The sequence below is a fragment of the Aeromonas sp. DSM 116730 genome (assembly GCF_046581335.1).
GTDB classification, from domain to species: Bacteria; Pseudomonadota; Gammaproteobacteria; order Enterobacterales; family Aeromonadaceae; genus Aeromonas; species Aeromonas rivipollensis.
In genome coordinates this window covers 4,390,001-4,407,744 of the sequence record NZ_CP144265.1, presented here as the reverse complement: position 1 = coordinate 4,407,744, position 17,744 = coordinate 4,390,001, and the positions used below count along the sequence as shown (strand labels likewise).

Annotated in this window: 21 protein-coding genes (1 of these 21 cut by a window edge); 9 read left to right on the top strand and 12 right to left on the bottom strand. The window is 62.5% G+C overall.

Going from position 1 to position 17,744, the window contains the following annotated elements:
* Window positions 1–7: 7 nt before the first annotated feature.
* Window positions 8–931 (bottom strand): glycine--tRNA ligase subunit alpha, encoded by a 924-nt coding sequence (glyQ, locus tag Aeroheme_RS20305; RefSeq protein WP_005320598.1) that lies wholly within the window; start codon window positions 929–931, stop codon window positions 8–10.
* Window positions 932–1,152: 221 nt separating this feature from the next.
* Here glyQ and Aeroheme_RS20300 point away from each other — a divergent pair, with 221 nt between their 5' ends.
* Complete coding sequence (locus Aeroheme_RS20300; RefSeq protein ID WP_411166461.1) at window positions 1,153–1,734, top strand: DNA-3-methyladenine glycosylase I; 582 nt, start codon at window positions 1,153–1,155, stop codon at window positions 1,732–1,734.
* A gap of 63 nt (window positions 1,735–1,797) precedes the next feature.
* Here the strand turns inward: Aeroheme_RS20300 and Aeroheme_RS20295 are convergent, their stop codons facing one another.
* Complete coding sequence (locus Aeroheme_RS20295) at window positions 1,798–2,358, bottom strand: cysteine hydrolase family protein (RefSeq protein ID WP_411166460.1); 561 nt, start codon at window positions 2,356–2,358, stop codon at window positions 1,798–1,800.
* Between the two features lie 293 nt (window positions 2,359–2,651).
* Between Aeroheme_RS20295 and Aeroheme_RS20290 the strand changes: the two genes are divergently transcribed.
* The 4 genes from Aeroheme_RS20290 (at window position 2,652) to Aeroheme_RS20275 (ending at window position 4,508) form a co-directional block, all read left to right on the top strand.
* Window positions 2,652–2,906 carry a hypothetical protein gene (locus tag Aeroheme_RS20290; protein WP_106885432.1) on the top strand — a complete coding sequence of 85 codons (255 nt, stop codon included), beginning with the start codon at window positions 2,652–2,654 and terminating at the stop codon, window positions 2,904–2,906.
* A gap of 175 nt (window positions 2,907–3,081) precedes the next feature.
* Window positions 3,082–3,324 (top strand): hypothetical protein, encoded by a 243-nt coding sequence (locus Aeroheme_RS20285; protein ID WP_106885433.1) that lies wholly within the window; start codon window positions 3,082–3,084, stop codon window positions 3,322–3,324.
* Window positions 3,325–3,444: 120 nt separating this feature from the next.
* Entirely contained in the window at window positions 3,445–3,687 is a 243-nt protein-coding gene (locus Aeroheme_RS20280; RefSeq protein WP_005323913.1) for a hypothetical protein, read from the top strand.
* Window positions 3,688–3,851: 164 nt separating this feature from the next.
* Complete coding sequence (locus Aeroheme_RS20275) at window positions 3,852–4,508, top strand: OmpA family lipoprotein (RefSeq protein ID WP_106885434.1); 657 nt, start codon at window positions 3,852–3,854, stop codon at window positions 4,506–4,508.
* Window positions 4,509–4,585: 77 nt separating this feature from the next.
* Here Aeroheme_RS20275 and Aeroheme_RS20270 read toward each other — a convergent pair whose 3' ends face one another.
* Both Aeroheme_RS20270 and tusA read right to left on the bottom strand, forming a co-directional pair.
* A complete protein-coding gene (locus tag Aeroheme_RS20270) occupies window positions 4,586–4,930 on the bottom strand; it encodes a RidA family protein (RefSeq protein ID WP_262113954.1) in 345 nt (114 codons plus the stop codon).
* Between the two features lie 21 nt (window positions 4,931–4,951).
* Window positions 4,952–5,197, bottom strand: a complete 246-nt coding sequence (gene tusA / locus Aeroheme_RS20265; protein WP_106885436.1) for a sulfurtransferase TusA — start codon at window positions 5,195–5,197, stop codon at window positions 4,952–4,954.
* A gap of 281 nt (window positions 5,198–5,478) precedes the next feature.
* Between tusA and Aeroheme_RS20260 the strand changes: the two genes are divergently transcribed.
* Window positions 5,479–5,670 carry a hypothetical protein gene (locus tag Aeroheme_RS20260; RefSeq protein WP_025328793.1) on the top strand — a complete coding sequence of 64 codons (192 nt, stop codon included), beginning with the start codon at window positions 5,479–5,481 and terminating at the stop codon, window positions 5,668–5,670.
* A gap of 45 nt (window positions 5,671–5,715) precedes the next feature.
* On the opposite strand, the gene Aeroheme_RS20255 is transcribed toward Aeroheme_RS20260, so the two are convergent.
* The 8 genes from Aeroheme_RS20255 to Aeroheme_RS20220 form a co-directional block, all read right to left on the bottom strand.
* Window positions 5,716–6,972, bottom strand: coding sequence for an ABC transporter substrate-binding protein (locus Aeroheme_RS20255; protein WP_234691437.1), 1,257 nt, complete (start codon window positions 6,970–6,972; stop codon window positions 5,716–5,718).
* Window positions 6,969–7,103 carry a hypothetical protein gene (locus tag Aeroheme_RS20250; protein WP_267966785.1) on the bottom strand — a complete coding sequence of 45 codons (135 nt, stop codon included), beginning with the start codon at window positions 7,101–7,103 and terminating at the stop codon, window positions 6,969–6,971. Before Aeroheme_RS20250 ends, Aeroheme_RS20255 begins: the two co-directional genes overlap by 4 nt.
* On the bottom strand, window positions 7,100–7,234 hold the full coding sequence (locus Aeroheme_RS20245) for a hypothetical protein (protein WP_290030811.1): 135 nt from the start codon (window positions 7,232–7,234) through the stop codon (window positions 7,100–7,102). Before Aeroheme_RS20245 ends, Aeroheme_RS20250 begins: the two co-directional genes overlap by 4 nt.
* Before the next feature lie 5 nt (window positions 7,235–7,239).
* Window positions 7,240–8,685, bottom strand: a complete 1,446-nt coding sequence (locus tag Aeroheme_RS20240; protein ID WP_106885438.1) for an ATP-binding protein — start codon at window positions 8,683–8,685, stop codon at window positions 7,240–7,242.
* Window positions 8,686–8,736: 51 nt separating this feature from the next.
* On the bottom strand, window positions 8,737–9,459 hold the full coding sequence (locus Aeroheme_RS20235; protein ID WP_025328790.1) for a response regulator: 723 nt from the start codon (window positions 9,457–9,459) through the stop codon (window positions 8,737–8,739).
* Between the two features lie 284 nt (window positions 9,460–9,743).
* Window positions 9,744–10,907, bottom strand: coding sequence for an acetyl-CoA C-acyltransferase FadA (gene fadA / locus Aeroheme_RS20230; RefSeq protein ID WP_411166459.1), 1,164 nt, complete (start codon window positions 10,905–10,907; stop codon window positions 9,744–9,746).
* A 21-nt stretch (window positions 10,908–10,928) separates the two neighbouring features.
* A complete protein-coding gene (gene fadB / locus Aeroheme_RS20225; protein WP_411166458.1) occupies window positions 10,929–13,076 on the bottom strand; it encodes a fatty acid oxidation complex subunit alpha FadB in 2,148 nt (715 codons plus the stop codon).
* Window positions 13,077–13,280: 204 nt separating this feature from the next.
* The gene (locus Aeroheme_RS20220; RefSeq protein ID WP_411166457.1) at window positions 13,281–15,218 is read right to left on the bottom strand and encodes an acetoacetate--CoA ligase; all 1,938 of its coding nucleotides are present in this window, start codon (window positions 15,216–15,218) and stop codon (window positions 13,281–13,283) included.
* Between the two features lie 197 nt (window positions 15,219–15,415).
* Here Aeroheme_RS20220 and pepQ point away from each other — a divergent pair, with 197 nt between their 5' ends.
* The 3 genes in view from pepQ to Aeroheme_RS20205 are tightly spaced (at most 36 nt apart) and all read left to right on the top strand, a layout consistent with a single transcriptional unit that may run on beyond the window.
* Entirely contained in the window at window positions 15,416–16,738 is a 1,323-nt protein-coding gene (gene pepQ / locus Aeroheme_RS20215; protein ID WP_168236159.1) for a Xaa-Pro dipeptidase, read from the top strand.
* Complete coding sequence (locus Aeroheme_RS20210) at window positions 16,738–17,355, top strand: YigZ family protein (RefSeq protein WP_411166456.1); 618 nt, start codon at window positions 16,738–16,740, stop codon at window positions 17,353–17,355. Before pepQ ends, Aeroheme_RS20210 begins: the two co-directional genes overlap by 1 nt.
* Before the next feature lie 36 nt (window positions 17,356–17,391).
* Window positions 17,392–17,744, top strand: the beginning of a protein-coding gene (locus tag Aeroheme_RS20205) for a TrkH family potassium uptake protein (RefSeq protein ID WP_106885444.1). The gene runs 1,105 nt beyond the window's last position; the window shows 353 of its 1,458 coding nt (coding positions 1–353); its start codon is at window positions 17,392–17,394; its stop codon lies beyond the right edge, outside the window.

The following is a 17,744-nucleotide window of genomic DNA, read 5'->3' as shown; positions in this document are numbered from 1 at the left end:
CCGTTCCTTAACCTTGCTTGTTCTCAGTGCGCTTGCACATGGGGAAGCCCAGCGCTTCGCGGGAGGCATAGTACGCCTCGGCCACGGCCTTGGTCAGGGTGCGAATGCGCAATATGTAGCGCTGACGCTCGGTGACCGAGATGGCCTTGCGGGCATCCAGCAGGTTGAAGGAGTGGGCGGCTTTCAGAATGCGCTCGTAAGCGGGCAGCGGCAGCGGCGTTTCCAGTGCCAGCAGGTGCTGGGCTTCCTTCTCGTACTGCTCGAAGCAGTGGAACAGGAAGTCCACATCGGCGTGTTCGAAGTTGTAGGTGGACTGCTCCACTTCGTTCTGGTGGAACACATCGCCATAGGTGGTCTTGCCCAGGGGGCCATCGGACCAGACCAGGTCATAGACGCTGTCCACGCCCTGAATGTACATGGCCAGACGCTCGAGACCATAGGTGATCTCGCCGGTCACCGGCTTGCACTCGAGGCCGCCAACCTGCTGGAAGTAGGTGAACTGAGTCACTTCCATGCCGTTGAGCCAGACTTCCCAGCCCAGACCCCAGGCACCCAGGGTCGGGTTTTCCCAGTTGTCTTCCACGAAGCGGATGTCGTGGATCTCGGGGTCCATGCCCAGCTCCTTCAAAGAGCCGAGGTAGAGTTCCTGGATGTTGTCGGGGGACGGCTTGATGATCACCTGGAACTGGTAATAGTGCTGCAGGCGGTTCGGGTTCTCACCGTAGCGGCCGTCGGTGGGACGGCGGGACGGTTGCACGTAGGCGCAGGCGATGGGCTCCGGGCCCAGGGCGCGCAGGCAGGTCATGGGGTGGGAGGTACCGGCACCCACTTCCATATCCAGCGGCTGAATGATGGTACAGCCCTGGCGGGACCAATAGTCCTGCAGCTGCAGGATCAGGCCCTGAAAGGTTTTGACATCGAATTTTTGCATAGTGTTTTTCGCGCGAAGTGAAATCAGAGCAAGATTTGCTGAATGTGAACCGAAGGAGTATACCGTCTGGCATGGTCGGATAATAGGCGAAATTATAGGGGATTCATGGGGCGGGGCTGCGCCGGGCCTGGTTGGCCCGGGATGAAAGCCCCATGATGTCGCCGACGATATCCCCCTGTCGGACAGAGAGTCGGACAGAGAAAAATAACAGGAGACGAGGAATGGAACTGCGCTGCGCCTGGGTGACCAAGGACCCGGAATATATCGAATACCATGACAGACAGTGGGGGCGGCCGGTGCGCGACCCGCGCGAGCTGTTTGCCAAGCTCTGCCTCGATGGCCAGCAGGCGGGGCTCTCCTGGATCACCATTCTCAAACGCACCGACAGCTATTACCGCGCCTATGCGGACTTCGATCCCACCCTCATTGTCCGGTTCGACGAGCAGGATGTGGCGCGGCTGATGCAAGACACCGGCATCATCCGCAATCGCCTCAAGGTGCAGTCGATCATCAAAAACGCTCGCGCCTATCTGGCACTGGAGGCGCAGGGCATCGACTTCGCGGACTACCTGTGGGGCTTCGTCGGCGGTGTCCCCATGGTCAACCAGCGCCAGGGCAACGGCGATATCCCGGCTACCTCGCCGGAGTCGGATGCCATGGCCAAGGCCCTCAAGAAGCTCGGTTTTACCTTCGTCGGCAGTACCATCTGCTACGCCTTCATGCAGGCGGTGGGCATGGTGAACGATCATCTGGTGACCTGCCCCTGCCACGCCGAGTGCCAGCAGTCAGGGGCGCCGGAATAAGCGGTCGGGAGCTGAGCGAAAAAGGGAGGCATGCTGCCTCCCTTCTTCGTTGTGGGGCCGTCATCAACCGGGTTGAAGGGAGTGGCTCAGCGCCTCGCACAGCTCGTCGCTGCTCATCAGCCGCACGAAGGGGCCGGCCAGGGTGGCGTTGTGGTGGGCGATGATCTGGGTTGCAGCAAGTTGTGGGGTATCCATGCAGGTGTGGGCATCGCTCACCAGCACCACGGCGTAGCCGAGATCTGCCGCCGCCCGGCAGGTGGTATCGATGCAGTACTGGGTCTTCATGCCGGTGACTATCAGGGTCTGCACCCCGCCCTCCTTCAGCCAGCCATCGAGGCCGGTGCCATGAAAGGCGTTGGGTCTGTGCTTGTCGAACACCCGATCGGCCTTGTCGACCGCCAGTTCAGGTGCCAGTTGCCAGAACGGACTGCCGGCGGCTATGGGGCTACCGGCCGGGCCCGTGTGGCGCACCGCCAGCACGGGGGCTCCGGCGGCGCGGGCCGCCTGACTCAGGCGATTGATGTTGGCCAGGGTCTCGGCACCGGCATGGGGCGCCTCCGGGCCGTGAAGAAGGCCGACCTGGAGGTCGATGACGAGCAGGGCGGGGTGGGGCAGGGATGACATGGGCATGGCTCCGTGAGGAATGTCCCCCACTCTGGGGTCACCGGCCGTCGAGCGGCAACCCCGCATCTGGGGGGAGGCAGGCGCTGCCCCACCTTGCCCGCCCTGCCGCCGCGATGACGCCGCCCTATCCTCCTTGCCCTTATGCCGGCGTCGGGAGTGATGAGCGATCACCTCGTCGGCCGCTGCTGCCAGGCCAGGTGTCAGCGGGGAAGGGGCTTATTTCCGCTGTTCGGTACAGCTGGCATACAGTCACTCCTGCTCAAAATCGGTCCATCAACATTGAGGGTTAATCCATGTCACTGAATTCATCTCGCATTCGCACGGCCGGCAGTCTGATCCTGGCGGCTTGCTCTCTGCTGGCCGTCCTGCCTGCTCATGCGGCCGATCGCCAGGACTCCCGCGATGTGCGTCAGGAGGTGCGTCCCGAGGTCCGCGATGCCAAGCAGGATTGTCGCGAAGCCGACCAGAAGGACAACTACGAGTGCCGTCAGGACAAGCGTGAAGTCAAACAGGACGTCAGAGAGAAAGCCAACGACGTCAAACGCTGATGAGCGCGCCCGATTAGCCCGCAAGCGGCATATCGGGCTCTCAGCCGAGCCGGCTCGCCGCCCCCAAGGGCCTGCGAGCCTGCTGGCGGGTAACTCGCCAGACACCACCACCCGTGAATTCATATAAATCAGTTGCCGGATGCCCCGCCATCTCGTCGACCCCGTGGAGTTAATCATGAAGAAATGTGCCTTTATCTTGCTGGCTGCCAGCGCCCTGCTCTCCTCGTTGCCGGCGCAGGCAACCGAACAGGCCGCAGAGCGCCGTGATGCCCGTGACGTGCGTCAGGACACCCGGGATGAATCCCGCGATGCCAAGCAGGAGTGCCGTGAAGGCGTGGTCGGCAATGCCGATTGCCGTCAGGATCATCGCGACAGCAAGCAGGAGGGCCGAGACGAGGCCCGCGACGTCAAATATTGATCCTGACAAGCCGCCTCCCTGTCGGGTCGCCATGCTGGCGCCCGTCCCGCGGTTATCTTGACCCCAGTGTATAATTCAGACATCCCAAGCCGGTGTATTTCGTTTAGCCAAGGAGCCACCATGAAGAAGACAGTATTCGCGCTGCTTGCAGCCACAGCCTTGTTGGCTGCCCTGCCTGCACAGGCAACCAAACAGGCCCAGGAGCGTCGCGAAGCCCGCGATGTGCGTCAGGATACCCGTCAGGAATCCCGCGACGCCAAGCAGGAGTGCCGCGAAGGCCTGGTGGGCAATGCCGATTGCCGTCAGGAGCACCGCGACAACAAGCAGGAAGGGCGTGACGAGGCGCGCGACATCAAATATTGATGTCCGGCCTGCCCGGGCAGGCAGCACTCATGCCGTGCACGGCATGACACGGGGGGCTTTGGCCCCCCTGTTCATATCCGCAATGCGCGCGTCACACTCTGGCGCCTCTCTGGGTTAGAATGCGCGGCCATCGGCTAGAGTCGTTCTTTTTCAGAGGTTTTTTCATGCATTTCAAGAAACTGGTTCCTGCACTTGCCCTGACCATCGCCATGACAGGCTGCACCACCAATCCCTATACCGGTGAATCCCAGACCTCCAAGGGCGCCTGGGGCGCACTGGCCGGTGCCGCCACCGGCGCTGCCGTGGGCGCGCTCTCCTCCAGCAAGGGTGATCGCAAGAAGGGCATACTGACCGGTGTGGCCGCTGGCGCCGCCCTGGGTGGTGGCATCGGTTACTACATGGATGTGCAGGAAGCCAAGCTGCGCGAGAAGCTGCAGGGCACAGGTGTCAGCGTGACTCGCAACGGCGATCAGCTGATCCTCAACATGCCGAACAATGTCACCTTCGACAGCTCCAGCGCCCAGCTCAAAGCCGCCGGTGCCAATACCCTGTCCGGCGTGGCCATGGTGGTTGCCGAGTTCGACAAGACCCGCCTGAACGTGGTCGGTCACACCGACAGCACCGGCTCCCGCGAGCTGAACATGAAGCTCTCCGCCCAGCGTGCCGACGCCGTCGCCGCCCAGCTGATCGGTCAGGGCGTGACCGGCAGCCGCATCGCCACCAGCGGCGTGGGCCCGGATCAGCCGGTTGCCACCAACAGCACCGCCGCCGGCAAGGCCCAGAACCGTCGTGTGACCATTACCCTGACCCCGACTGCCTAAGTCGCCCGGTTACCGGTAACGAAAAGGCCCCGCCAGTGATGGCGGGGCCTTTTGCTATCCCAGGCTGGGCGGGCGGCTCAGATCGCCGCGGTCAGCTGCACTTCCACCTTGTAGCCTTCGTGGGCCAGGCGGGCCTGCACGCAGGCGCGAACGGGCGCTGTGCCGGCCGGTATCCAGGCATCCCACTGGGCGTTGAAGGCGGCTATGTCGCCAATGTCCTTGAGATAGATGTTGGCCATCAGGATCTTGTCGACCCCGGAACCGTTGGCTTCCAGCAGGCGTTGCAGGCTGCTCAGCACTTCGCGGGTCTGCTGGTGAATGTCGGCCTCGTCGGTGGCGGGGACTTCCACCACATAGAGGGTGCCGTTGTGGATGACAACATCAGACCAGCGGGCCGTGGTGCCGATTCGGGTAATCGTCATGGATTGCTCCGGTACAGGGGCTCATTGACCCTTGCGGATCAGATAGCGATAGGGGGCCTGCTCTGTCTCGCTGGCGATCAGGGTGTGATCCATGAAGCGGCAGAAACTCGGGATGTCGCGGGTGGTGGAAGGGTCGTCGGCACTGACCAGCAGGGTCTCGCCTTCGGCCATCAGCCGCACTTTCTTGCGAACCATCATCACAGGTTCAGGGCAACGAAGCCCGATTGCGTCCAACGCGTGAGTCGCATTGCAGAATAAATTACTCATTAATAATCAACCTTCAGCCGCACCTTCTTGCGCGCTATCGTCACGGGCTCGGGGCAACGAAGCCCGATTGCGTCCAACTCATGAGTTGCGTCGCAGAATAAAGCACTCATCAATATTCAACCTTCAACCAATTCAGCTGCCAATGATACTCAAGGCGAAAAAATAATCAAACCTCAGGGTCTTCGAGCAGCATATGTAACCAAAGTGTGATCCAGCTCTATCCAGACCTTGCCCGATGAGTAATATAAAAATTGAACCATATTCAACAAGGAGGTGTGAATATGCAGGTCTCCTACGGCAGATTGCAAGCCTACGCAGGCATGGGGTTCCTGTCGTTCGCCATGATAGTGCTGGGCAGCCCGATCGGAAACACCGGCACCTGGTTCGGGTCCATGGTGATGATAGGGCTGGGGCTCTGGATCGAGCTCAGCGACTACTACGACGAGGATGAGGACGAGAACGATCAATCCTGAATCGGATGACGATTCACCCACAAAGGCGGAGCTATTCCGCCTTTGTCATTTCTGCTCCGCGCCCGAGCGGGTCGAGCGCATGGCCCGCTCCAGCTGCTGCGCCGTCTGCTCCGAGTTGGCCTTGGGGTCGTTGAAGAAGCTGCTCAGCACATCCATGATCCCCTGGCGCATGTTGGTCGGCACGGCCATGCCCTCCGCCATGCTGGGCAGCAGGTTGCCATCCCGTTCTGCCAACTGGAAGTCATGGTAGGAGCGGATGGCGCAGCGATCGAACTTGCTCATGTCAGGCTGGGTGAGGGCTGGGATGGAGCCCTTCACCCGGTTGAACTCCTCCTGGAATCGTGGCGTCATCAGCAGGCGGGCCAGCTCGCCCTGGGCTTGCAGCTGGGCCGGATCCCGCTGCTTGAACATGGCGATGGAGTCCAGGTTGTAGCTGAAGAGGCCTTGGCTTCCCGGGCTTGGCAGGCAGTCGATGTCCTCTCCGGGTCTGTAGTTGCCGGCGCTCAGCTCCCCCTTCACCCAGTCCCCCATGATCTGCATGGCGGCGCCGCCGCTCTCCAGCAGGTTGGTGGCCTGGTGCCACTTCAGGCCGGCGTATTTTTCCGGCACATAGGCGCGCAGCTGCTGGAAGCGGGTCAGCACCCGCACCATGTCGGGGCCGGTCAGGGTGGCGCTGTCCTGCTCCAGGAAGGCCTTGCGATAGAAGGCCTTGCCCCCTTCACCGAGTGCCACCGTCTCGAACAGCACCGCCAGCTGCCAGGGCTCGTTGCCGATGGCCAGCGGCGTGACGCCCTGCGCCTTGAGCTGCTCCGCAACCGTCATGAAGTGCTCCCAGTCGGTGGGGGGCGTCAGTCCCAGCCGCTCGAACAACTTGCGGTTGAGCCACAGCCAGTTGACCCTGTGGATGCCGGTGGGCACCGCCATCAGGGCGCCGTTCTGGCTGAGGGTGTCACGGACCATGGGGGAGAGCTGCGGGTACCAGCCGAGGTGCTCGGCCATGGGGCTGAGGTCGCGCAGGAAACCCAGGCTGGCCCACTCGTGCAGCTCATAGCCCTTGAGGTGCGCCGCCTCCGGCGGATTGGCTGCCAGCGCCCGGCTTTTCAGCACCGTCATGGCGCTCTTGCCGCCGCCGCCCTGCACCGCGAAGTCGTTCCACTGGTTGCCCTGCTCGGCCCATTCCGACTTGAGCACTTCCACCGCCTTGGCCTCGCCGCCGGAGGTCCACCAGTGCAACACCTCCACCTGGGAGGCGGCGACGGGCAGGGAGAGCAGGGTGACAATGGCAAACGGGAACCACTTCATACTGTGACTGCCTTGATTGAAGGAGAGTGGCCGGTGCCGACCGCACGCCACCAGTGCAGCACCCCGACGCGCTGGGAGGCGGCGACGGGCAGGGAGAGCAGGGCGACAATGGCAAACGGGAACAACTTCATACTGTGACTGCCTTGATTGAAGGAGAGTGGCCGGTGCCGACCGCACGCCACCAGTGCAGCACCCCGATGCGCTGGGAGGCGCCGACGGGCAGAGACAACAGGGCGATGACAGAAAAAGACAACCACTTCATAAGCGTTACTGCCTTGGTAGGGAGAGGGTGGCCTGCAGGCCGCCCTGGGGGCGATTTTCCAGCACCAGATCGCCGCCGTGGGCGTGGGCTATGTTGCGGGCTATGCCAAGACCCAGCCCGGTTCCGGCGGAATCCGTACTTAGGCGGTAGTAGGGCTCGAAGATGCGCTCGAACTGATCCTCCGGCAGACCGGGGCCCTCATCCATGATGAAGAGGATCAGCATCTCTTCGTCATCCATCAGGATGACGCGCACCCGGTGGCCGTACTTGATGCCGTTGTCCACCAGGTTGCCGATGCAGCGCTTGAGGGCTAGCAGCTTGCCGCGATAGGGCCACTTGCAGTGCCCCTCTATGGTGAGCAGATCCTCGTGCAGGTTCATGGCCTCCGCCATCTGTTCCAGCAGGGCATTGATATCGATGAGCTCGAGGTTCTCGTGAATGTCGGTCTCTTTCACCGTCTGCAGCGCCCCCTTCACCATCAGCTCCAGCTCGTCCAGATCCTTGTTGAACTTGGCTATCTGGGCTTCGTCGTCGAGCAGTTCGACCCGCAGCCGCAGCCGGGTGATGGGGGTCTTGAGATCGTGGGAGATGGAGCTGAACAGCCGCTCCCTGTCGTCTATGAAGCGGCGGATGCGCTGCTGCATGATGTTGAAGGCGCGGGTCGCCGCCACTATCTCGGAGGCGCCCTCCTCCTTGAGCGAGGGCTGATCTATGTCCTTGCCGAGGTTGACCGCCGCCTTGGCGAGGCGACGCAGGGGCCGGGTCTGCCAGCGCACCAGCATGAAGGTGAAGAAGCAGAGGAAGACAGTCATCAGGGCGATGAAGCGCACCTGGTTGCTCGGCATGACGGTGTCATCCAGCGTCATGTAGGGGGCGGGCAGCAGGGCCGCCAGATAGAGCCACTCACCCGGCTCTATCTCGATCTGGGTCACCAGCACCGGCGGATTGATGGGCTCCAGCGACAGGGTATAGCGGGCCCAGGAGGAGGGCAGATCTGCCAGCAGGGTGTCGTTGTTGAAGACGTGCAGCTCCTCGGGCCGCGAGAAGTCCACCTTGATCGCCATGGCGTCGGAGAGCTTGCGGGTCAGCACCTCCTCCACCTCTTTGAGCACCAGCGTCTTGCGCTCGCTGTCCGGGATGGCGCTGATGTGGATCTCCTCTTCATTCAGGGAGACGAAGAAACGGCTGCCCCCCATGTTGCGCAGCTGATCCAGGGCTATGTGGCGGTATTGCAGCGGCAGAGACTTGAAGAAGTTGACTGTGGAGGCGGCGGAGAGCGCCAGGTTGCGGGTGGTGCTGAGCATGCCCTCCAGCTCCCGCTTCTGGATCTGCTGCATCCAGATGCCGGTGAGTATGGTCTGGGAGAGCAGGATGGCGAGCAGCAACAGCAGCAGCATCCGTGACAGCAGGGAGCGGGGGACCAGTGCCTGCCAGAATCGCCGACCTCTCATGGGCTCTCGTGCCTCTTGCCAGTCAGCATGCTGTTGCTACCTTTTTACCCTTCACGGGATCTCGTGTACTTCCGCGATCAGCATGTAGCCGCTGCCGCGTATGGTCTTGATGATGCGCGGGCTCTTGCCGTTGTCACCCAGCTTCTGGCGCAGACGGCTGATCTGCACGTCGATGCCGCGCTCCATGGGCAGGCTCTCGCGGCCACGGGTGGCATCCGAGATGGTGTCCCTGTCCAGCACCACGCCGGGCTGCTGCAGGAACATGCCGAGCAGCAGGGCGTCGCTGCCGGAGAGATCCAGCAGGCTGCCGTCGTCGTGGGTCAGCTGGTGACTCAGGGTGTCCAGGGTCCAGTCGGCGAAGCGCAGGCGGCGGCTCGGCTCTTTTTCTTTCTCCGGCTGGCGGAATTCGGCACGGCGCAGCAGCGCCTTGATGCGGGCCTGCAGCTCGCGCGGGCTGAACGGCTTGGCGATGTAGTCGTCTGCGCCGAGTTCGAGGCCGATCACCCGATCCGCCTCATCGGAGGCAGCGGTGAGCATGATGATGGGTACCTGGGAGTCGCGACGGATCTGCTGGCACAGGGTAAAGCCGTCGTCGCCTGGCATCATGATATCGAGAATGATGAGGTCCGGGCTGTGCAGGGCGAGTTGCTGGCGCATCTCGTTGCCCTCGGCCGCCGTCAGTACCTGAAAACCCGCCCGGGTCAGGTATTCGTTGAGCAGCTCGCGGATCTCCTGATCGTCGTCGACGATAAGCAGTTGTTTGCTCGTTGACATATGTATGTGCATCCACCCATTTTTTTGTGCAGATTGAACCTGTCGGGGGAGCAAAAAGCAAGCAAGGCCCCCCTCTAATGTGAAGTTATGGGCAATATAGCCCCCGAATCGGCCCTGATCGGGATAACGGAATAAAAAAGGCCGACCCAAACGGGCCGGCCAACACGCAGATTCCGACGGCAGGTGCGCACCCCGTGTGGCGCGCTCCACAGACTCGACAACGGGCCGGACGGGCCGACCCCAAAAAGACAATGCGGGCTCACGCTTGGTGTGAGCCGCTTAGATCACACCCGCTCGAACACTGTGGCTATGCCCTGACCCAGACCGATACACATGGTGGCGACCCCTAGCGTGGCATCTTTCTCCTCCATCAGATTGATGAGGGTGGTGGAGATGCGCGCACCGGAGCAGCCGAGCGGGTGGCCCAGCGCAATGGCGCCGCCGTTCAGGTTCACCTTCTCGTCGACCAGATCCTGCAGGCCGAGATCCTTGACGCAGGGCAGAGACTGGGCGGCAAACGCCTCGTTCAGCTCGAACAGGTCGATATCGCCAACGGTCAGACCGGCACGCTTGAGCGCTTTCTGGGTGGCCGGCACCGGGCCGTAACCCATGATGGCGGCGTCACAGCCGGCGATGGCCATGGCGCGCACCCGGGCGCGGGGGGTGAGGCCCAGCGCCTTGGCGCGATCCGCGCTCATCACCAGCATGGCGGCGGCGCCGTCGGACAGGGCCGAGGAGGTGCCTGCGGTGACTGTGCCGTTGACCGGGTCGAACACAGGGCGCAACTGGCTCAGGACATCGACCGTGGTCTCCGGGCGGATCACTTCGTCGTAGTCATAGAAGAAGCGGGCGCCGCTGGCATCATGGCCTTCCAGCCCGACGATCTCCTTGGCGAAGCGTCCTTCCAGGGTGGCAGCATAGGCGCGGCGGTGGGAGCGGGCGGCAAACTCGTCCTGCTGCTGACGGCTGATGCCGTGCAGCTTGCCCAGCATCTCGGCGGTCAGCCCCATCATGCCGGAGGCCTTGGCCACGGATTTCGCCATGCCCGGGTGGAAGTCGACGCCGTGGCTCATGGGCACATGGCCCATGTGCTCGACCCCACCGATGATGAAGATGTCACCATCACCCACCTGAATGGCGCGGGACGCATCGTGCAGCGCCTGCATGGAGGATCCGCACAGACGGTTGACGGTGACCGCCCCCACCTGCTTCGGAATACCGGCCAGCAAGGCGGCGTTGCGGGCTATGTTGAAGCCCTGCTCCAGGGTCTGCTGCACGCAGCCCCAGTAGATATCCTCGATCTCGTTCGGGTCGAGGTTGGGGTTGCGCAGCAGGATGGAGCTCATCAGGTGCGCGGACAGATCTTCTGCACGCACGTTGCGGAAGGCGCCGCCCTTGGACCGGCCCATGGGGGTCCGGATACAGTCGACAATGACTACGTCTTTCATGAATGGATCTCCTTTCCGCAATCAGTAGAAGGTTTTGCCCTGGGCGGCCATCTCGCGCAGCTTGTCGCTGACGCGGTAGAGCGGGCCCAGGTCGGCATACTGGTCGGCCATGGCCACGTAGCGATCCAGACCTATGGTGTCCAGATAGCGGAACACGCCGCCGCGGAAGGGAGGGAAGCCCAGACCGTAGACCAGCGCTATGTCGGCCTCGGCCGGCGTGGCGACTATGGCCTCTTCCAGACAGAGCACCACCTCGTTGATCATGGGGATCATCATGCGGGCTATGATGGCGTCCTTGTCGAACTCCTGCTTCGCCTTGGCAATGGGAGCCAGCAGCTCGTAAGCGGCCACATCGGCCACCTTCTTCGGCTTGCCCTTCTTGTCCTGCTCGTAGGCGTAGAAGCCCTTGCCATTCTTCTGACCGAAGCGGCTGGCGTCATACATCACATCGATGGCGGTACGACCTTCCTTGCTCATGCGCGCCGGGAAGCCTTGCGCCATGACGTCACCGGCATGGTGACCTGTGTCGATGCCGACCACGTCCAGCAGATAGGCGGGGCCCATGGGCCAGCCGAACTCCTTCTCCATCACCTTGTCGACCGCAGCGAAGTCGGCGCCATCGGCGACCAGCTTGTTGAAGCCGAAGAAGTAGGGGAAGAGCACGCGGTTGACGAAGAAGCCCGGGCAGTCGTTGACCACCACCGGGGACTTGCCCATGGCGGCGGCATAGGCCACCACGCGGTTGATGGTGTCGTCCGACGTCTGCTCGCCGCGGATGATCTCCACCAGGGGCATGCGGTGCACAGGGTTGAAGAAGTGCATGCCGCAGAAGTTCTCGGGGCGCTTCAGCCCCTTGGCCAGCAGGGAGATGGGGATGGTGGAGGTGTTGCTGGCGAGCACGGCGTCGTCGCCGATAACGCTTTCCACTTCGCCCAGCACGGCGGCCTTCACCTTGGGATTCTCGACCACGGCTTCGACCACCAGATCCACGTGCTTGACGCTGTCATAGCTCAGGGTGGGGGTGATGGCGGAGAGCACCTGGCCCATCTTGATGCCGTCGATGCGGCCCTTCTCGAGCTGGCCGTTGAGCAGCTTGGTGGCTTCGCCCATGCCAAGCGCCAACGCCTTCTCGTTGATGTCCTTCATCACCGCCGGAATGCCCTTGCTGGCGGATTGGTAGGCGATGCCGCCCCCCATGATGCCAGCACCCAGTACGGCGGCGTGGCTGGTGGCCTTGGCAGCTTGCTTGGCCGCCTTCTTGGCCAGCGCCTTGATGTGCTGATCGTTCAGGAAGATGCCGACCAGCGCCTTGGCTACGTCGGTCTTGGCCAGCTTGATGAAGCCTTGCGCCTCGATGTTGAGCGCCTCGTCGCGGCTCATGCCGGCGGCGGCCTCGACGGTTTTGACTGCTGTCATGGGCGCCGGATAGTGCTTGCCCGCCACGGCGGCAACCATGCCGGCGGCTGTGGTGAAGCTCATCATGGCTTCCAGCTTGGAGAGACGCAGCGGGGCCTTCTTGGCGGCGCGACGGCGCTGCCAGTCCAGCTTGCCCGCGATGGCATCTCTCATCATCTGCACGGCGGCGCTCTGCAGCGCAGCGGGGGCGACCACGGCGTCGATGGCACCTACCTTGAGGGCGTCATCGGCACGGTAATCCTTGCCTGTGGTGATCCACTCCAGGGCGTTGTCGGCGCCGATAAGGCGCGGCAGACGGACTGTGCCGCCAAAGCCCGGCATGATGCCGAGTTTGGTCTCGGGCAGGCCGATCCTGGCGGTGGTGTCAGCCAGACGGAAATCGGTGGAGAGTATGGTCTCGCAGCCGCCGCCCAGGGCGTGGCCCTTGATGGCGGACAGGGTCGGCACCGGCAGATCTTCGATGGCGCTGAAGATGTCGTTGGCTTTTTTCAGCCAGCCGAGCAGATCTTCTTGCGGCAGATCGAACAGTTCCAGGAATTCGGTGATGTCGGCGCCGACGATAAAGGCGTCTTTGCCAGAGGTGAGGATCAGACCTTTTAGTTCACGTTCTTGTTTTAATGCGGCGATCGCTTCGCTCAGCGAGAGCAGGGTAGCGCGATCCAGCTTGTTGACTGAACCCGGGGCATCAAACCTCAGCTCGGCAATGCCGTGTTCGAGGTAGCTGACCGACAGGGTTTCGCCTTGGTAGATCATGAGAGTGTCTCCTTGTTCCCACGCGGTGGGGGGCTTTGCTCCTTTCTCCCCAGCAGGGGGCGAGGCTCACTATTGATCCAAAAGGAGACATTTTCAACACCTATTTAAAACATTTGTTTAACAGATCTCGAGTAAAAGCTCCTCATCACAAAACGGGCAAAAGAGAGGCGCCTTGCGGCGCCTGCTCTGGATATGAGTCATTTATCAACTGGCCAGTTCCGGCCTGTTGCGATACTGGTTCAGTACCTCGGGGTCGGCGAGGGCATGGGTGTTGTTGACGGGCCTGTTGTGCACCACCTCCCGCACCGCCAGCTCGACTATCTTGCCGGACTTGGTGCGGGGGATGGCATCCACCTGCAGGATGCGGGCGGGCACGTGGCGGGCCGTGCTGTGCTCGCGGATCTGCTGGCGAATGCGCTCGCGCAGGGGCTCGTCCAGCTTTAGGCCGGGCTTGAGCTTGACGAAGAGCACCACCCGCTCGTCCTGCTGCCACTGCTGGCCGATGACGATGCTCTCCTCCACCTCGTCCAGCTGCTCCACGTAGCGGTAGATCTCGCTGGTACCGATGCGCACGCCCCCCGGGTTGAGGGTGGCATCGGATCGGCCGTAGAAGAGGATGCCGCCGCTCGGGGTCAGCTCTATCCAGTCCCCGTGGCACCAGATGTTGTCGAACCGCTCGAAGTAGGCGGCGTGGTACTTGTCGCCGTTCTCGTCGCCCCAGAAGTAGATGGGCTGGGCCGGGAAGGGCTTGGTGCAGACCAGCTCCCCCTTCTCGCCCTGTACCGGCTGGCCCGCCTCGTTGAACACCTGCACCGCGAGGCCGAGACCGCGGCCCTGGCTCTCGCCGCGATAGACCGGGCTGAGCGGGTTGCCGATGACGAAGCAGGAGCAGATGTCGGTGCCGCCGGAGATGGAGCTCAGTTGCACATCCTGTTTGATCCCCTGATAGACATAGTCAAACCCCTCCGGCGAGAGCACAGATCCGGTGCTGCAGATAAGCCGCAAGTGTGGCAAGTCGTGGGTGTTGATGGGGGTGTAGCCCTGCTTGTGCAGGGCATCCAGGTACTTGGCGGAGGTGCCAAACAGGCTGACCTGTTCGTCGCGGGCCAGATCCCAGAGTACGTTGCCGTCTGGGTAGAAGGGAGAGCCATCGTAGAGCACCAGAGTGGCGCCGGAGGCAAGCGCGCTCACCAGCCAGTTCCACATCATCCAGCCGCAGGTGGTGAAGTAGAACACCCGCTCCCCCGGCTTGACGTCGCAGTGCAGCTGGTGCTCTTTCAGATGCTGTAGCAGGGTGCCGCCTATGCCGTGGACTATGCACTTGGGTTTGCCCGTGGTGCCGGATGAATAGAGGATATAAAGAGGATCGTTGAAGGCCATGGACTCGAAGGCGAGCTGGGCCCCGGGCTGGCTCGCCAGCACCTGATGCCAGTCGTGACCGAGCTGCAGGGGGTTGCCGAGCAGAGGGATCATCACAGTCTGCTCTATGCTGTCGATTTGGCTCACTACGCTGGCGACCTTGGCCTGAATATCGATGGCCTTGCCGCCATAGCGGTAGCCATCCACCGCGAACAGCACCCGGGGCCGGGTCTGGCCGAAGCGCTCCACCACGCTGGCTTCACCGAAGTCGGGGCTGGTGGAGGTCCAGATAGCGCCCAGGCTGGTGGTGGCCAGCATGGCAACCACGGTTTCCGAAATATTGGGTAGATAGGCGGCGACCACGTCGCCACGGCCTATGCCCTGGCTGCGCAGCCACTGGGCCAGTCGGGCCACCCGATCGCCGAGCTCGGCCCAGCTCAGGGTCTGGCTCACCCCCCCTTCGAGGCGGGAGATGATGGCCGGGCTCTCGTCCTGGCGGCGCAACAGGTTCTCGGCGAAGTTGAGCCGGCTGTCGGGGAACCAGCGGGCGCGCTGCATCTCCTGGCGGTTCTCCGCCACTATGTCCCCCAGCTCTCCCTTGACGCCGCAGTGCTGCCACACCAGCGGCCAGAAACGGGTGGTCTTCTCCACCGACCACTGATAGAGGTCGGCGTAGCTGCGTAATTGCAGGCCGTGGAAGTGGTTGACCTCGGCCATGAACTGGTGGAGGTTGGAGTGCTGCATCCTGTCCTGATCCGGTTTCCACAGACAAAGGTTTTGCATGAATCGTTCCTGACTGCTGATATCTACTGTCTACCGGCAGTGTATTGAATTGTTTTTGATTTGTTAATGGTTGGTTTTCTGTTGATAACAAACACTTTGTAACGCATGCGTTACCTCACGAAGCGGCAGCTTGACGGGTCGAGCCGCCCCGAGCTTGGTGTTATGCTGCTATCACATTCACCTCGGAGCAGGACGCCATGAGCAGCTACAGCCAACTTTTTGCCCAGCACCTCGACACCCTGCAGCAGCGCACCCGCGACATTCTGCAACAACAGGGGCTCAGCGGACTGGCCATCCACTCCGGCCAGACCCACCGCATCTTCCTCGACGATCAGGATTACCCCTTCAAGGTCAATCCGCACTTCAAGGCCTGGTTGCCGGTGCTGGACAATCCCCACTGCTGGCTGCTGGTGGACGGGGTGAGCAAACCGGTGCTGCTGTTCTACCGGCCGGTGGACTTCTGGCACAAGGTGGCGGACCTGCCCAATGCCTTCTGGGTCGACTTCTTCGACATCCGCTTCCTGACCAAGCCGGAGCAGGTGGCGGATCACTTGCCAGCCGACAAGCAGGAGTGGGCCTATCTGGGCGGTCATCTCGAGGTGGCCCAGCTGGTGGGATTGGGGCAGCCCAATCCGGAGGCGGTGCTCAACTACCTGCACTACCATCGTGCCTACAAGACGCCTTATGAGCTGGAGTGTCTGCGGGCGGCGAATCGGCTCGGGGTGCGCGGCCACATTGCGGCCAAGGACTCCTTCATGGCGGGGGCGAGCGAGTTCGAGATCAACCTGGCCTACATGAAGGCAGTCGGGCAGGGGGCCAATGAGGCGCCCTATGGCAACATAGTCGCCATCAACCGCAACGCGGCCATCCTCCATTACACCCATCTGTCGACCCAGCGGGTACCGGATGCGGAGCGCCACTCCTTCCTGATCGATGCCGGGGCGGATTATCACGGCTATGCCTCCGACATCACCCGCACCTGGGCCTGGCGCCGGGGCGAGTTTGCCGATCTCATCGCGGCGCTGGATGCGCAGCAGCAGGAGATCATCGCGGAGATCAAACCCGGTCGCCGTTACAGCGAGCTGCATCTGCAGATGCACCACAGACTGGCGCGCTTGCTGCAGGCCACCGAGCTGGTGGACATGTCGGTGGACGAGATGATCCACACCGGTGTCACCAATGTGTTCTTCCCCCATGGCCTGGGGCACTTCCTCGGCCTGCAGGTGCACGATGCCGGTGGCTTCATGCAGGACGAGCGGGGTACCCACCTGGCGGCGCCCGAGCAGTTCCCCTACCTGCGCTGCACCCGGGTGATGGAGGTGGGGCAGGTGTTCACCATAGAACCCGGCCTCTACTTCATCGACAGCCTGCTGGAGCCGCTGCGTCAGAGCGAGCAGGGCAAGCGGGTCAACTGGAACAAGGTCGAGGCGCTGCGCCCCTTCGGTGGCATCCGGATCGAGGACAACGTCGTCCTGCATGGGGACGGGGTGGAGAACCTCACCAGGCAAGCAGGGCTCTGATGGCCGCAAACTATGCCATTCCGGCCGCGCCGCTGGAGCTTTGCGAGGAGATCAAGAAGAGTCGCTTCATCACCCTGATTGCCCATGCGCCGACGGTCGAGGCCGCCAAGGCCTGGATCGGCGAGGTGAAGCGGCAGCACCCGACGGCCCGGCACCATTGCTGGGCCTTTGTCGCCGGGGCTCCACAAGACAGCCAGGTCTATGGCTTCAGCGATGACGGTGAACCCTCGGGCACCGCCGGCAAACCCATGCTGGCCCAGCTGATGGGGGCTGGCATTGGCGAGATAGCGGCCGTGGTGGTGCGTTACTACGGTGGCGTCCTGCTCGGGACCGGCGGCCTGGTCAAGGCCTATGGCGGCGGGGTGGGGGCTGCGCTCAAGCGGCTCGAGACCCGCATCAAGCGCCAGCAAACCCCTTCCCTTATCTGCTGCGACTATGGCGACATGGGGGCGGTGGAAGCCCTGATCTCGACCCACCAGGGTCAGTTGCTGGCCGCCGATTATGGTCAGCAGGTTCGCCTGCAGGTGGCTTGGGATGCGGCCATCTGGAGTCAGGTGGATCAGGAAATGACAGACCGAACCCATGGCCGGGTATCTCTTCGCCCCTTAGATGGCTAGAATCCATCGCTCTTTTAGCCTGAAGGGGGAGCCGGAATGCAGATTCTGAGCATCATTCGTATCGTTGGTCTCTTGGTCGCGCTGTTCAGCTCGACCATGCTGTTGCCAGCGATGGTTGCTTTTGGGTATCGCGATGGTGGCGGTGCCGAGTTTGTGAACTCCTTCTTCATCGCCCTCCTGCTCGGTGCCCTGCTCTGGTTCCCCAATCGCCATCAGAAGAAAGACCTCAGATCCAAGGAAGGCTTCCTCATAGTGGTGCTGTTCTGGGTGGTGCTGGGCAGCGTGGGGGCCGTCCCCTTCATCATCAGCGACGTGCCGAACATGTCGGTCTCCGAGGCCTTTTTCGAATCTTTCTCCGGCCTGACGACCACGGGGGCGACAGTGCTGAC